This window comes from Aureispira sp. CCB-QB1, assembly GCF_000724545.1.
Lineage (GTDB): Bacteria > Bacteroidota > Bacteroidia > Chitinophagales > Saprospiraceae > Aureispira.
Genome location: NZ_JHBV01000016.1, coordinates 239,896 through 255,813, shown reverse-complemented (window position 1 = coordinate 255,813; position 15,918 = coordinate 239,896). Strand labels below are relative to the sequence as shown.

The following is a 15,918-nucleotide window of genomic DNA, read 5'->3' as shown; positions in this document are numbered from 1 at the left end:
AATTGTGAGTGTCTTAAAATGTAGTAGTTAGCTACGCTGCTACTGCGTGGTTTCAACGAACTATTGAAAATGATTAATTGGAGGCAAATAGCGTTTGTTTTACAAGCCAATTTCGCAAATGCATCTAAAACCCAACCAAGGACTAGGCACATCATAAGATAATTGATTGCTAATCTTACTTTGATTGGGGGTATGAATCCAACTACCTCCCTTGGCGACTCCCTTTTCTTGAATCATTTCGGCAACATTACCAATCATATTGTAATAACCTTTTCCATTAGGAGTAAAACTATAAGCGTTAGCGGTAGCCGTTGAGTCTTTGCTATGTTCTGAATTTGACCAGCTTAGATAAACTTTTTTACCTCCTTTGGGAGTTGTTAACGTATTATAACCATAAGGAAAATCTTTTTTGTCTAACCCTCCACTTGCGGCATATTCCCATTCTTTTTGAGTAGGTAGGCGATACAAAATTTTTCCAAACTTCTTTTGACTGCTAGGATTCAACGCCAACATTTCATTGACTACCTTAGAACGCCATTGACAATAGTCAATAGCCTGTTGATGGCTAACTCCAACAACTGGAAAATCAGCATAAGCCCTATGTGTATGATAAAGTTTCTGAAAGGAAGCATACTGACTACCCAAACTGATCCATACCGTTGTGTCTAATTGAGTCGTTTCATATTTGTTAATTTCATTTTGCTTCATCCAATATTGGTACTCTAACCAAGAAATATTGGTGATTTCACTCTCATCCATATACAAGTTGCCCTTAAGGTGTAGGGTGTTGGGAGGACCCATCATACCTTTACGAATCTTATCTTGAGTTCCTTCTTCTAATACCTCCATAAAAACTCGAAACCCAATATAAGGTTGAGGTTCGGTATAAGTTTGCACATGATGTATGGTAGAAACTTCAGGAGCATGATACCAACTACCCCCTTTGGCGATTCCTTTTTCTTGAACCATTTCGGCAACATTACCAATGGTATTAAACAAGCCATAATTGTTGGGGAAATAGGCATCAGCCACCAAGCTAAAAAAGGCACCATCCAAGGCAGGGCTTCCTTGGTCTTTAGGATCTTTTGCTGTTGAGTTGCTGGTATTAAAATTAGCCAAGAAACAACCTTGGGCATTTTTTACAAATTGACCTCCCCAAGAGTATTGGTATTCCTTAAACACGACAGTAGTATCTGCATTAGGGCTAAGAGTAGAGGCTGCTAACATCCATTCTTCTTCCGTTGGTAGTCTAAAACGAACCCGTTTAAATTTCTTTTTTTTATGCTCGATATTATTATAAATAGCCGTTAACCAGTCACAAAATGCAGTTGCCGATTCGTAACTAATATTCTGAATGGGAGCATCAGGATCATCTGGAGAACCATGTAGGTACAAGCGTTCTTCGGGGAGATTTTGAAATTTTGTTGGCAAGTAACTACGCCAGTCTGTCTTGTATATTTTATGAGCTTGTAATTGATCAAACTCCTTACGCTTTAACAAATCTGTTAAGAATAATTCATACACTTCATTGGTAACCTCTGTAACCCCTGCATATAGGTTTAAATTGTAATCCAAGGGTTCGAAGTTCTCTTCAATGTCTTTATGAGAAATCTCAATCATGGTTTTTGATTTTCCAGATTGAAAGTTGTTGTCCAAATAAGCTCTTAAGTCGTCTCCCTTTTGTGCTGCATCCGCTATTTTTAAACTTAAGCTTTTAATTTGGGTGGCTTTGTCCCACTCATTATTCTCTTGATAATAATCGTGCAAAATTAAAAATGCAGGAAGGTAGTTTACATTCGTTTGATGAACAATGTCTTGACTAATGTCGTAGTAAAGGGGAGTTGTTAAATAATCTAATAAGAAATGCTGCTCATAATTATCAACTAAGGTGCTAATATTGTCAAAAGCCTTGGGGCTATGTTTAAAAGCCAAGCCAACAATATAGAGTTCTTCTTCATAGTTTTTGATCAAACCTTTGGAAATGCTAATGCCAAGGTACAATGGGTAATTCAAATGAACTTGTGATAAATGCCGAACAATAGCAGGTTTTTCGTTAGAAATAAGCATAGGAATCTCTAACTGCTCAAAAATAGTCTTCCTATAATCAGGTTGAGTTAGTAATTCTAAGTTTAAAACGTGTATGTCCTGACGTAGTCCTTTGCCATGTTGCAAAAGCCATAAAGGGTGCGTATAGTTGTCGCCTTCTGTTAGTAAAATAGCATTTTTAGACAAACCTACTAAAACATTGTAGTTCCAATGCAGCAAACCACTAGAGTACTCGCCAGAAGCAAGCCACTTTTGGCATAAATCAGTAACTTTTTCATCTTGGAAGCTGATTTTATAATATTGAATTAAATCAGGATATGTTTCATAACGGTGAGGAGCCAAATCAAAAGCTTTGAGTAAGAACTGAATGTCTTTTTGGACGACGTATTGGGCAAAGTTGGCTTCAAAAGATGCAGGCAAAGCTTTTTGTAGCGCTTCGTTTATTGCTTGTAAGTCTGTTGTACTTATACTTCCTTTTTCTAAGAGTACTTGATGGGCCATAAAATAATTGAACCAAGCATCGTGGTTATGTTGATTCTTTTCTATTTCTTGCTTCCAAAGATTAATTTGTTTGAAGTAGTATTCTGCCGATAAGTTTTGACGTGTGATGCTATAAATTTTTTGTGGCGGCTTAGCAAGGGTGACGATAGAATATAAAAAACAAAGTATAAAAAAGCAGTTGAAGGTTTTCATGAGAACATACAATTAAGAATAATAGGCTATAGTTTTACTTTTGAGCCCTCTAAAAATTAAAATCGCTTCCTTATACACACGAACATTGGATGCGTTCATTTTTTTTCTAACTTTTTTTGTTTCCCAATAATCAATCGTGCGTTAGTAGTAAAAAAGACTCTTAAGTATACTAAAACTAATAAGGGGGGCATTTTTTGGATGCTTTTTTTAAACCTAGCTTGGGACTCCTTATATTTGAGGTATCAAACACTAGAAATTAGTAGACATGACCATGAATAGAGTTGTATTGTCGAAAAAGCAAGATTTTTTGAAGGACAAGGACAAGCGCAAACTCATAGCTATAAGTTATGAAGTAGAGCCTTTGACGAAGTCAATTAGAGAAAGATGTTTTTGTAGGCATACTATTTCATTCATGATAATGTCTAGTATCTTACTATTAATTCAGCACAAACTAAAATCAAAATATTATGAATGCGATTGACCATTTGACGGACTTTCAACAAGCAATTTTAGCAGGAATTCCAAGTGATTTGCCACCAGTTAAAGCGTTAGACAATACCGTAAGCCACGCTCCTAAACGCAAAGATATTTTGACGGAAGAAGAAAAAAAATTGGCGATACGCAATGCATTGCGCTATTTTCCAAAAGAACAACACCGTGTATTAGCACCTGAGTTTGCCCAAGAATTAGAGGCATATGGAAGAATCTATATGCATCGATTTCGTCCAGATTACGAGATGTATGCTAGACCGATTCAAGATTATCCTTGCCAAAGCCAGCAAGCGGCAGCTATTATGTTGATGATTCAAAATAACTTGGATCCTGCTGTTGCGCAGCATCCGCATGAATTGATTACCTATGGAGGGAATGGTGGCGTTTTTTCAAATTGGGGGCAGTATTTATTGACCATGCAGTATTTGGCAACGATGACGGATGAACAAACTTTGGTCATGTATTCGGGGCACCCTTTGGGATTGTTTCCTTCTCACAAAGATGCTCCAAGAGTAGTCGTGACCAATGGTCTAATGATTCCTAACTACTCTAAGCCAGATGATTGGGAGAAGTTTAATGCGTTAGGGGTTACTCAATATGGACAAATGACAGCGGGGTCTTACATGTATATCGGACCACAAGGAATTGTCCACGGAACAACAATCACGGTTTTAAATGGTTGCCGAAAAATTGACGACAAAGGAACGACTGGAAAATTATTTGTTACAGCAGGCTTAGGCGGTATGTCGGGAGCCCAGCCCAAAGCTGGAAATATAGCAGGCGTGATTTCGGTAACAGCAGAGGTAAATCCAGCAGCGACTTACAAGCGCCACGAGCAAGGATGGGTCGATGAAGTAATTAGTGATTTGGATGAATTGTGTGCTAGAGTACGTCAAGCAAAAGAAAAGAAAGAAGTGGTGTCCATTGCTTATGATGGCAATGTGGTTGATGTTTGGGAGAAGTTTGAAGCAGAAGGCATCTATGTCGATTTGGGATCGGATCAAACCTCTTTGCACAATCCTTGGGCTGGTGGGTATTATCCAGCAGACCTAAGTTATGAGGAAGCCAATGAATTAATGGTTTCAGACCCAGATGCTTTTAAAGAAAAGGTACAAGAGACGTTGCGTCGCCATGCCACAGCCATTAATAAACACACCGAAAAGGGAACTTACTTTTTTGATTATGGAAATGCTTTCTTGTTAGAAGCTTCTCGTGCAGGAGCAGATGTAATGGCAGCAAACGGAGTTGATTTTAAGTATCCTTCTTATGTGCAAGATATCATGGGACCGATGTGTTTTGATTATGGATTTGGACCATTCCGTTGGGTATGTGCTTCTGGAACAAAAGAAGACTTGCAAATGACTGATAAAATTGCGGCAGAAGTTATTGAATCATTGTTAGACAATGCACCTGATGATATTCGCCAGCAAATGGAAGACAATTTGCATTGGATAAAGCAGGCAGAAGAGAACAAAATGGTCGTTGGGTCACAAGCTCGTATTTTGTATGCAGATAGCGAAGGGCGCATCCGTATTGCAGAAGCCTTTAACCAAGCCATCAAAGACGGTCGGTTATCTGGTCCTGTTGTCTTAGGAAGAGACCATCACGATGTTTCTGGAACGGACTCTCCTTATCGAGAGACTTCTAATATCTATGATGGTTCTCAATTTACAGCAGATATGGCGGTGCAAAATTTTGTTGGGGATGCTTTTAGAGGAGCAACTTGGATTTCGCTACACAATGGTGGTGGTGTTGGCTGGGGAGAAGTGATGAATGGTGGTTTTGGAATGTTGTTGGATGGCACAGAAGCAGCTGACCGTCGACTTAAGTCCATGTTGTTTTGGGATGTTAATAATGGAATCGCTCGTCGAAATTGGGCTAGAAATGAAGGTGCCGTAACTGCTATTCAACGTGCTATGGATTTAAATCCAAACTTAAAAGTTACATTGCCCAATGTAGCTGATGATGCCTTAATAGAAGGGTTATTTTAATTTTAATACTCTGTTGATTATTCCCTCTGGTCATGAACTTGGGCTTTTGTGCCACTAGCACAAGCCTACTCGGCAAGCTTAGTTTTTTAGTTTTCTTACGAACCCGCAGGCTCACGAAGTAAAAATATAAAAAAGTATCTTGCATTAGTTTACCGTGTGAGGGCTTCGCCGTTGATTATTAGTCTTTTAGTGAAGTTGATAATCAAGCTAATACGATTTGCTGCGTGAGCGCTTTGCTTTTAGTTAGCTGCGCTGCTACTGCGTGGTTTCAACGGAGTAATGAATTGAACTGCTAAGAATATTAATCAGCGAATCAGCTAAAAAAAGTTTGAAGATTAGTAGTACTAATCTTCAAACTAAATTAAACTATCATTTTACGAACGATTCTAGGATTACATTTTTACAAATATCTCTGTCATTTTTTCTTCTCCCATTTGAACTTCTAAGAAATAAGTACCTTGGCTTAGTTTTAATTCGTTCAAATCGAATTGGATTTGCTGTTGTCCAATTGCTGTGCAGGTGTATTGGTGCACAACTCTACCATTAATATCATATATATTCAATTGTGCTTCTTGGCTGTTTTCAAAAGCAACTTGAATAAAATCTTTTGCAGGATTGGGATAAATAGATAATGCTGAAAGTGTGGTGCTTGTTTTTTTAGCAGGAATGGCTTCTTTTGTATTGACAACAAATCCAGTTACCAATGATTTCTGAAAGTCAGGATGCTGTGCTTGTACAACAATATTGTAAACACCATTTTCTAGAAGTTTTGTAGGGCGCAAAGTATACACACCTTCTCCTGTTGACTGAAAGGCTTCGAGGGTAGTGACCTCTTTTTTCAAAGGAGAGCCATCTAAATGATGCTTATAAGTTATAATTGCTTTTAGTGATAATTGAGATAAATCGTATTGGTCAGCGTGATTTAGTTTGACCTCAAAAGAAGGACGATTATCAAAAGCAAATTGGTGGCGGTTGTTGTATTCTAATTCTACACCTTTTCGATGATTAATAAGAGCAACAAATTTATTTTGACTGCTGATTTTGTACTGACCAACAGGCAATTGATCTAAAGGAATATAACTTGATACCCCTTCCATCAAATCAGATGTTGTGCGAATGTCGTTAATATCAATAGCTACAGGAATTAGCTTGCCATTTGGAAGAATTTGTTGTAATGTAAATTGATCACTAGCAGAATGATGCAAAATAATCATTGCCAAGTCTTTAATTCCTTTTTCTACCGTAAACGAGCGGTTCTCATCTTCAGAGTCTACAAATTGCAAACGACTAGAAATAGTGGCATTAACGGATTCTGCACTATTGGTTTGAGTCACATCCTCTCGTAAAGAAGAAAGTGGTGCCATGAATAAAGGTTCGATGGTATTCCAAACAGCACTAGAAAGCGCCACATCAAGGTGGTCAAATCTAGATAGAGGATTACCATGTCCTGGTGTCCATTGAGGGCGACCTCTGCGACGTGCCGAACTCCAATACGGCGTAACGCCATCGTTGCCACCAACAGAAGAACCCGATCCCATCCAGTTTAATAAGTTACCACTAGTAATCATGACAGGCCTTAATAAGCTAGAGCCATTATCGTATCCCCAAGTGCCTAAGTTGATGAATTTACCAGGTTGATTGCGCCAATGCCAGTCTAAAATCGGGCGGGCATAACCTCCCATATAGTAAGTAGTAGAGGTCGATGTTCCTCCTCCCAAGCCAATTAAGTCTACGATCCAATTAAAGCCAGGCATTTCAGCTAAGTTTGCTAACTCTGTGCCATAAAAAGGCGTTCCTAAGGTAATAACGCGTTCTACTTTATGACGACGGTTATGGGTAATCATGGCAACTTCTGAAGCTTTCCCTCCATTGCTATGCGCAACAATGACAACATCATTAACACCAAAATGTCGGGTGATATCATCCAACATTTGTGCTAAAAGTTGTCCGTTCTGCCACATACCTTGCCCTCTTGTCATGGCAACAAAAGCGCAATTTTGATGAGCATTATAAGTATCTTCATAAATATCATTACCAGGAAGAAACCAAACATTGTTCAAATCTATAAAACCATGTACATAGACAATCACAGGCTTGTTGGGGTCTACCGTAGTGGGCGTGGCACCATAATAAATACCACTCCCTGTAATAGGTCCAATAAACAAAGGTGTTAACTGCTGAGGTGGTGGCAACTGATACGTTGAAATAGTTTGTGCGTTGAGAGAGAGCATACTCAAAATTAAGCATCCCCATAAGCATAGGGATATTCTGACCTTGAAGGAGTTCATGTGTGTTGATTTTTAATGTGATTAAAGATAATAGTGGGTAGGTAAGGAGTAGTTGACTTAGAATCAATGAGTTCGTGTGAGTTTTTGAATATTACAAGTATACGACTAAAAATTAAATTTCATAAATTTTAGTATATGTAATATTAAATTTTAACTATAAAGTTATGGAATGAATACTATTTGGTTTTATTTTATGGTTAGTTTCGTGGTAAATCAAAGCAAAAAAATAAAAATGCCTAAGACAAATTGTGATGTCTTAGGCATTTTCAAGCATAAAAGTGATTCGAGATAATGAGCACTTTTTACAACTCCAACAACTTCTTTAGTGTTTGGATGCGTTGTTCTATCTTTTGTCCTCTTTTTGTAAATGATTTTAATCGTTGAGTTTGATTGTCATAAACCTGTTTGGTCTTGTTGTATTGTTTTTCAGCAGATTTATTTTGTGTCATAGCCTTAGACATTTTTTCAAAAACCTTTAAAGCTTCGGCGCCATTGGGCTGTTTTTTGAGTTCTTTTTTTAGAGTACTACCATCTGTTGTTAAGTAAGCAATTTGCTTTTTTTCTTCTTCTGTTAACTGTTGCCCTGATTTGGATTTTTCGAAAGCCTCATCAATGCGCATATTTATTTTTTTTAGGCTTTCCATATTGGTATTAAATTGACTATACTTTTTATCCAGTTCCTTTTGGTTGGCATCTACTTGATTAGCGGTAACCACTACATACTTGTAACTAGCATCCATTAATGCTTTGGCTCGTTGATTATCTGCGGTTAGTTTTTGAATGGAATCTTGTACAATAGCTTGCTCTTCTAGTAGCGCATAATATTCTATTTCATTCCAATATCTTTTATAAGAACCAGTCTCTCCTTTTAAATTTAGGTATAACGGACCAGTGATAACTTTGTCTTTTAGGAGGATTTGCGTGTTTAGGGTAATCGTTGAATCAACACCAACACTATCTAATGCACGCAACAATGTTTTTCCAAAAAGGATATGCCCTTTTAGTTGTGTGTCTAAAATTCGGGAAGGAAATGTTCCAGAGGTTATTGTTTGGTCGGTTGTTTGCGTTTGAGCAGTAGTTAATACTGTGATAGTAGCCTCTCCAAGGTGTAGTGTAATAGGCAGTTCTGTTGGGTTGTTGTAAAGGACTGGATCAGAAAATGTATAAACTACTTTAGAGGCGTTGTGCAGTTGAATAATAGAAGTGGAATCTTGCGCATAGAGTACCTTTATAGTATCTTGAGCATTACTAGAATAATACAAAGAAAACAACAGAAGGACGATAAGAAAACGTTGCATAGTCAATCATTTAAAAGCTGCTAGAGGGGGCTAACAAACTACGAATTTTTATAAAATGAAAGAATATAGACAAATTAGACAAATTGTTTAAAAAAAGAGGTTCTATATTCTATCAATGCATTCAACAAACTTCAAACCATATTACCCAAATAGTATGTTATAGTAGTTCGTTGCTTTTTTACTTTTTTACCAAAAAGATAAAAAAGCACATTTATATTAGTTTGATAATCAAAGTTTTAACACAAAATGCAACAAGAATGTAATTTGCTGATTATCAAGCTAATAAAGTTTTTTAACGAACTATTGATGTTAAGGACAATAGTTTTAGAAAAATTTAGCTTTAACCTTGATTAGTAAGGAAATAAGAGCTACAGCTATTAAGAGAATACCAAGATACCAGAGATAACCAGCAGCAGGATCTTTAAGGGAATTGATTGGCATGCTATTGCCTGACAAAACAAAGCCACCCCAATAAAAAGGAGCTAAGAGATTGGCATTTTCTCTATTTTCATTTAAGTACTTAATTTTTGCCTTTTGTAGTGCTTCGTCGATGGGCATTCCCTTTTTGAGATTTCTATAAAATTGCTTCATTAGCAATTCTGTAGACCAGTCAGATACGGGCCATTTACTCATAATAATATTAGGAATACCAGCATAAGAAAACCCACGAGCAATACTCACGACACCTTCTCCTTTGGCAAGTTTTCCCATACCAGAGTTGCAAGCACTTAATACCGCCAAATCTGCATTTAGTCGCATATTATAAAGTTCAAAAGCATGTAAAATACCATCCTCTAAGCCTTCGTTTTTCAGAATTAGACTGGAAAACATCGGATCTAAATCATTGAGAACACCATGTGTAGCAATGTGCAAAACACTATAATCGTGGGCTTTTGATTTAAATTGTAATTCAGAGGCAGCACTATTGATATAAGCATTACTAGCAAACATATCCGCTATGTGCTGTGCTTCTTGCTGAGCACCAGGCAAGGGACGCAACTTTTCTCCAATACCTTTATCCTTAATAATAGTCTCCATTGCAGTAAAGTTAGGAGCCCAAGTAGAAATAGATTTATGGATGTTCTTGTGTGGTCTTTGACGTTTGCTTAATAAAAACATACCCGCCGAATAATTGTAATAAATAGGATGATCTTCAATTAAGAAATGTACTTGTCTGTAAATAGAAGCCCCAGTACTTTTTAACTGTGGTTGATTGGTCGGCAAGACCCCAAATGGGATGTAATTTAACTCTGCATCGGGAGCAATGATAAGCCTTTTGCCTTCCAAGAAGGGGGTCAACTCCCCAATAACACTTTCATAAAGCGCATTACCGTGGATCGCATACAAATCAGCCTTATTGTCTCTTAAGGCATGTTGAAGCTTTTTGACAGTATAAGGCAGAGGGCGTTTAAGAGTTTTAAACTGGCTTTTTATGGTTTGGTTGCTAATTGCTAAAACATATACAAAGGTATCTGTAACCACATATTCTAGAAAAACTTCATCATTTTTTAATGCTTTTTGTAGTTGTTTAAGTGTTACTCCTTTGTTATTACTATACTTTAAATCATAGTACTCGGGATAATTTCGCTCTAATTTTTTTAATAGGATAGTATGTTCTTTAGAGATAGCTTCAACCTTATTTTGTAATTGTTTGATGCGTTCTTTATTAGCGTATTTTCCCTGTTGCATTTCATAAAAAATTTCTCCCTTTAAGTAAGAAATCTGAACTTTAAAGCCATTTTCCATAACGGTTAAGTTTCTAGGAATACCCGCTATCTGCATTGAGTTTAGGTTGTGTATTGTCTCAAACAGTACAGCACTTTTAGAAAGCTCTGCATAAGAAAACGCTTCGTGCAAGTAATCTTGATTTTGAGTTTTTAAGTAGAGTGTATTACAAATTTTTACAGCATGCTGGCTCAATCGATGTGTAATCGTTCCTAATTGGTATTTTGATTCATCATCTCGTTGAATTGCCCGAAGTTTATACAGTAATTCTGTAGCAATAGCATAATGTGCCAATACTTTTTTTAATTCAACTTCAGATGGATTATGCTTATTTTTTTCATAAAGAATAATCCCCTTAGTGGTAATTGAATTTAATAGCTCTAAAGGAAAAGGAATCTTATAGATATTATCCAAAAGAGAATAATCAATCTCTATTTCTGCTCCTACTTGACTGTGTTGAGCTTGGTCGATATAATTTAAAGCTTCGGAATATAATTGATTGGCCAGATATATTTCACTCAAAATACGTTTGACCTCCCCTTTTCTAGGGTGTGGGTTGTTGTAATTGTAATAATTATCAATGGACTCAAGGGCTTTTTCATAATAAATTTGAGAGAGAGGATAATCTCCCGCTTCAAAATATAATTTTCCAATTAAAATGTGCAAGTCTATTTTTTTCTCAATTTGTTTTTGTCTAGGCAGTTTGTAGAGAATATCTTCTGCACTTTTGTAAAACAACAATGCCAAATTATAATCAACGGATTTATTGGGTTTGCTCGCATGTACAATAGGCGCTAAGTTTCGAACCGTTAACTGTTCTTCCCAATCCTTTTGAGCATCATTAACAGTCATTTCATACCAAGCAACATTAGAGGCAGAAGCTCTCAATGCTTGAATGATTCGCCCTTGTGTAATGTAACTATTGTAGAGGTGAAAAGCATCCGAATCATTGGATAAACCATTCTCCCAAAGCAATAAAGCATTGCTATTATAATTAATGGCAAGATTATATTTTCGTTGGCTAAAATAAATTGCTGCTAACATAGAAGCAATGCGAGGCGATTTGTCTGTTTTTATTTGCTCTGCATCAATAGCTTCTCTTGCACTTTTTAGATAAGGAAGTGCTTCGTCGTATTTGTTTTGTTCAAAAAAAGACAAACCAACCCCATAATCAATTTCGATTGCCTGAATTTTTTTATCTAAAATATCTTTCGTTGCTTCTTTAATAGCTGCCATGTATTTTTTGGCAGCTTCATCGGTACTTAGCAACATATCATTCAAATTCCAGATACGTTTCTTCTTTGTCCGCTGCTGCCCAAAGGGAGTGCCATCATAATCTGATTCATTAGCAACTAATTCATTGTACTCCTCGACAAGGTTTAATAAATCTTTTTTCTTAACTTCTCTGTTTTTGAGAAGAGCCGTAATTTCTGAACGGTCACTAAAGTATTCTATCATCTGTTTTCTAAAGCGACCAAAACGAACTTTAGTTAATTGTCCATCTCTTTCTAAAAAGATATCAGTAGCTCCTTTAGGATTAAACCTAGTTGCATATTCATACACACTTATTCCTGTTGCATTTTCTGCAAGAAGATGCATAAATGTAAGTACTGGCTTCTTGTTTTTGAATGGATAGAGTTTTGTTTGGTATATAATGCCATCTTTGCGCCATTCCAACAACTCGTTGGGAGTATACCTACTCGTTTTTCCACGCTCATCTATAAATGTAATGGCACTGGAGCTAATACTCAAATTCAAGCCCTCTATTTTTCCATATTTAGTAGCATCTTCTTTGGTGATAATATAATCAGAATCTTGAGCAATTGTCGTCAACGATAATAAGAGTAGAACAACAATAAATAAGTGGTTCATTAGATGTATAAACGTTTATTAAGGGAATACATAAAATTAATTTCTTTACTATAATATGCAATTATACACTGTGTTTGTAAAACGATAAAAGGGATGACTTACGATTCTATGAACACAATGGCTAAGGGGAAATGTGAATTTTTTTCTTTTTATTCCAAACAAGAAAAAGCTATTTTATTAGCTTATCTTTTCTACCTATTGTACTTAGAATAATAAAAATAAGCCAGTCAAAGTTTGTTCTTCAACTCAATTTTTTTGATAGATGGAAAATATCTTTTTTCTATTTGTACTATTTTAGCCGAATGGATGATAAGTGAGTCGATAAAAATATAAAGAAAAAGAAGGGACGTTTATTTTTTTAAAAGCACTTTAGTAGCGCCAAAACCATATTTTTCGTGAAACTCATTTTTATAAGCCTTAACATCACCGTGAAATCGCAAGAATTCGTCTACTCCTTGTTTTAATTTCCCTTTGCCAAGACCATGGATAATAAAGATTTCTTTTAGACCAAATTCTACCGCTTTGGCAACAAAATCTTCTAAAACTTGTATCTGCAATTCATACAACTCTCTTGCCGTAAACTCAGAAGTGTCATTCACTAATTTCTCCGCATGCAAATCCAACTCTGGTTCAAAAGAGGCAACATCCATCAGATCAAAAGAACGATATAAGCGGTTAATTGGTGCCATTATCTGTGCCCGTTCTTTTTTGTGAAGGTTTGTATAATCTTTTATCGAATGACTTTTTTTTGTGTATGGATTTAATTTATGAAATAACAGAAAGCTATATGTGTTTATTCCCATCAAAGGAATTGGCTGAGTTGTTCGGATAAATTTACGATATTTCAGCTTAATTATTTTTTCAAAGCCAAACTTAGGGCAGGTGAATTCTATATATGGAGCATCGTTGAACTGTGCTTGTGTGAATTCTCCAATTGCAAAAAAAGTATTGGCAGGAATGATTTTGTTAAAACCGTGTTCTAGTGCTTGATTCAAAAACAACTTAAACGTGAAACTAAAAGAGGTAGGAGAATCATTAACTAGATAAATAGTATAATTGCTATTAGACGTTTGGTGAAATGCCAAAAAACAGCCTTTATTACTTGGAGCCTGTTCAATGATAGCAGTAGGAATAAAAGTTGCTTCGTTTGTTTCTTCAGTATTCTCATAGAGATTGTCAATGATAGCTTTTCTGTTTTTGGGACGGAGGGCAGCTCTTTTTCTATCTTCCAACTCTTTTTTGCTGTAAAATAAATCTTCAGTAGAAGGTCCTTTTACCTTTTTCTTTAATGCTTTTTGCTGTTCAGATTGTTCGATTGCTTTAAAATCTTTGTCCAGCACAATATCATCTTCAAAAGCAATGCTATCTTCTTGTTCCTCGTCTAGCCATACGGTATAGCTACCATCTTGATGATTTTCAATAATCTCGGCAAGCATTCCTGTATATTTGAACCGTATTTTAGCTCCTATCTCAAACATTTTATTTATTCATATTTTGACTGTAAAAAAAGAAGGTTTTTTGGGGACGTATTTTTTCTAAAAATGCTAATTATTTTTTTTTTGAATGATTAACCGCATTGTTTGTTAAAGGAACCTCTAAACAACACTTAAAGGGAGGGGATAGATTTGGTGCTTTGCAAATATCAACTATCCTTTTGACTAAATCAATAGATTTTGACAATTCTCTGATTTTTCTTTTAAAAAATGCGAAAAAATGGAGAAGGATTTTAACTTAGCGGTTAAGATTCTGGAAAAATATATTGAGAATAACAAGATAACGTATAGGAAGTTTGAAAATCAGCTTTTTATGTTAAAGTTTGAGCTTAAGCAAAAGGAAAGACTTACAAACAAGTTAAACAAAAGTTAAAGAAATCTTATTTAGATCGGGTCTAAATAGTTTAGAGTTTTTAGGAACATTTGTAAAAAAGGTTTGTGGGTTGTATTTTTGCCTCAAACACAACAAGAGTTGTTTTTTGACAAAAAAATTACAAAATGATATATCAAAGACTTTTAAGCTTTTGCGCAATTACTTTGTTAATTGCAATGTTGCCAAACTGGTCAATGGCGGCGGATGCAAATAATGGTAAATCTCTATTTTTGGAGAAATGTGCCAGTTGTCACAACATCGACATGGTTAGTGACATGACGGGACCTGCTCTATATGGAGCAAAGGATCGTTGGAAAAAATATCCTGGTGCTATCTATGAGTGGATACGTAACTCTGAAGCTTTAGCGGAGGCAGGAAATCCTCGTGCTAAGCAAATGGTAACTTGGGCTGCTTCTGCCATGACAGCCTTTGAATCTTTAGAAGATGCTCAAATTGATGACATCTTGGAATTTGTGGAGTTGAAGGGATCGGGTGCTCTAGACAAAACAGAAGGACAAGAAGGAGGTGAAGTTGTTACAACAAGTCAAGACGAGAGTAGCCCTTGGTTGGGTTATATCTTAATTTTTGTGTTGTTGTTAGCGATTGCTTTGTTGGGACGCTATATTAATAGCTTAACACGTTTGTCTCAGCAAAATGAAGGGGCTGTTGTTACTCCAGAGAAATCTGTTGTAGGTATTTTACTAGGACCTTCTGTGATCAAATTGCTAATTTTTGTAGTTGTTTTAATTGGAGGTTATACTACTGTTAACAACGCTATTGGTTTGGGACGTCAACAAGACTACGCACCAACCCAGCCAGTTAACTTCTCACACAAAATCCATGCTGGAGACAACGGAATTGATTGTCAATACTGTCACGATGGGGCTCGTCGTTCTAAGCATTCTGTTATTCCTGCTTCTAATACTTGTATTAACTGTCACGCCAACATCCAAAAAGGATCAAAAGATGGTACTAAAGAGTTGATCAAAGTATATGCTGCATCAGGTTTCAATCCATTGTCTAACTCTTACTTGCCAGAAGATATGAGCGATGAGGATAGAGCAGAAGTATACAGAAGATGGTTGAGAAAAACTTATGACAAAGAGTGGAAAGAAAATGAAACTTCTGTCAATAGAATGATTGATGAGCAATTGGCTTCTGTAAAAGGTACTTACAACAAACCAATCGAGTGGGTTCGTATTCACAACTTGCCAGATCACGTTTATTTCAATCACTCTCAACACGTAACTGTGGGTAAAGTGAAATGTGAGACTTGTCACGGTGAAGTATCTGAAATGGATGTCGTGAAGCAACATTCTCCATTGTCTATGGGATGGTGTATCAATTGTCATAGACAAACAGAAGTTCAGTTCCGCGATGGTTTGAACGCAGGTAAGAAAACACCTTATGATGGTGACGACAATAAAGCAAATGCTTACTATACTGATTACAAATATTATGAGCAATACCACAATGAGCTAAAAGACGGTAAACGTACAGGAGTTACTGTTGAAGAAATTGGTGGTTTGGAGTGTCAAAAATGTCACTACTAATCAGTATTTATAAAGCATCTTTTCAACAAAGCAATTAGTTGTTGAAAAGATGCCCTGTTCTATAATAAATTAGCAATAACAAGGGGGGAAGACC

At 36.3% G+C, this 15,918-nt stretch carries 7 protein-coding genes; 2 read left to right on the top strand and 5 right to left on the bottom strand.

Translation table 11 applies throughout. The features are described 5' to 3' along the window. Positions 1-99: 99 nt before the first annotated feature. Complete coding sequence (locus CG11_RS07595; protein ID WP_052594739.1) at positions 100-2,739, bottom strand: SUMF1/EgtB/PvdO family nonheme iron enzyme; 2,640 nt, start codon at positions 2,737-2,739, stop codon at positions 100-102. Positions 2,740-3,206: 467 nt separating this feature from the next. Between CG11_RS07595 and CG11_RS07590 the strand changes: the two genes are divergently transcribed. Continuing rightward, a complete protein-coding gene (locus CG11_RS07590) occupies positions 3,207-5,222 on the top strand; it encodes a urocanate hydratase (protein ID WP_052594738.1) in 2,016 nt (671 codons plus the stop codon). 392 nt (positions 5,223-5,614) lie between these two features. Here CG11_RS07590 and CG11_RS07585 read toward each other — a convergent pair whose 3' ends face one another. The 4 genes from CG11_RS07585 to CG11_RS07570 all read right to left on the bottom strand — a co-directional run bounded on the left by CG11_RS07585 (position 5,615) and on the right by CG11_RS07570 (position 13,883). Continuing rightward, entirely contained in the window at positions 5,615-7,510 is a 1,896-nt protein-coding gene (locus CG11_RS07585) for a T9SS type A sorting domain-containing protein (protein WP_081909494.1), read from the bottom strand. Between the two features lie 302 nt (positions 7,511-7,812). Next, complete coding sequence (locus CG11_RS07580) at positions 7,813-8,808, bottom strand: hypothetical protein (RefSeq protein ID WP_052594728.1); 996 nt, start codon at positions 8,806-8,808, stop codon at positions 7,813-7,815. 324 nt (positions 8,809-9,132) lie between these two features. After that, positions 9,133-12,405 (bottom strand): CHAT domain-containing protein, encoded by a 3,273-nt coding sequence (locus CG11_RS07575; protein WP_052594726.1) that lies wholly within the window; start codon positions 12,403-12,405, stop codon positions 9,133-9,135. A gap of 350 nt (positions 12,406-12,755) precedes the next feature. Then, complete coding sequence (locus tag CG11_RS07570; RefSeq protein ID WP_052594725.1) at positions 12,756-13,883, bottom strand: Smr/MutS family protein; 1,128 nt, start codon at positions 13,881-13,883, stop codon at positions 12,756-12,758. Between the two features lie 513 nt (positions 13,884-14,396). On the opposite strand from CG11_RS07570, the gene CG11_RS07565 reads away from it, so the two are divergent. After that, positions 14,397-15,824 (top strand): c-type cytochrome, encoded by a 1,428-nt coding sequence (locus CG11_RS07565; RefSeq protein ID WP_052594721.1) that lies wholly within the window; start codon positions 14,397-14,399, stop codon positions 15,822-15,824. Positions 15,825-15,918 lie beyond the last annotated feature (94 nt).

What these genes read in the sequence shown, in the direction of transcription:
- CG11_RS07595 (WP_052594739.1), bottom strand. Translation starts at nt 2,739, where the DNA reads ATGAAAACCTTCAACTGCTTTTTTATACTTTGTTTTTTATATTCTATC.
- CG11_RS07590 (WP_052594738.1), top strand. Translation starts at nt 3,207, where the DNA reads ATGAATGCGATTGACCATTTGACGGACTTTCAACAAGCAATTTTAGCA.
- CG11_RS07585 (WP_081909494.1), bottom strand. Translation starts at nt 7,510, where the DNA reads ATGAACTCCTTCAAGGTCAGAATATCCCTATGCTTATGGGGATGCTTA.
- CG11_RS07580 (WP_052594728.1), bottom strand. Translation starts at nt 8,808, where the DNA reads ATGCAACGTTTTCTTATCGTCCTTCTGTTGTTTTCTTTGTATTATTCT.
- CG11_RS07575 (WP_052594726.1), bottom strand. Translation starts at nt 12,405, where the DNA reads ATGAACCACTTATTTATTGTTGTTCTACTCTTATTATCGTTGACGACA.
- CG11_RS07570 (WP_052594725.1), bottom strand. Translation starts at nt 13,883, where the DNA reads ATGTTTGAGATAGGAGCTAAAATACGGTTCAAATATACAGGAATGCTT.
- CG11_RS07565 (WP_052594721.1), top strand. Translation starts at nt 14,397, where the DNA reads ATGATATATCAAAGACTTTTAAGCTTTTGCGCAATTACTTTGTTAATT.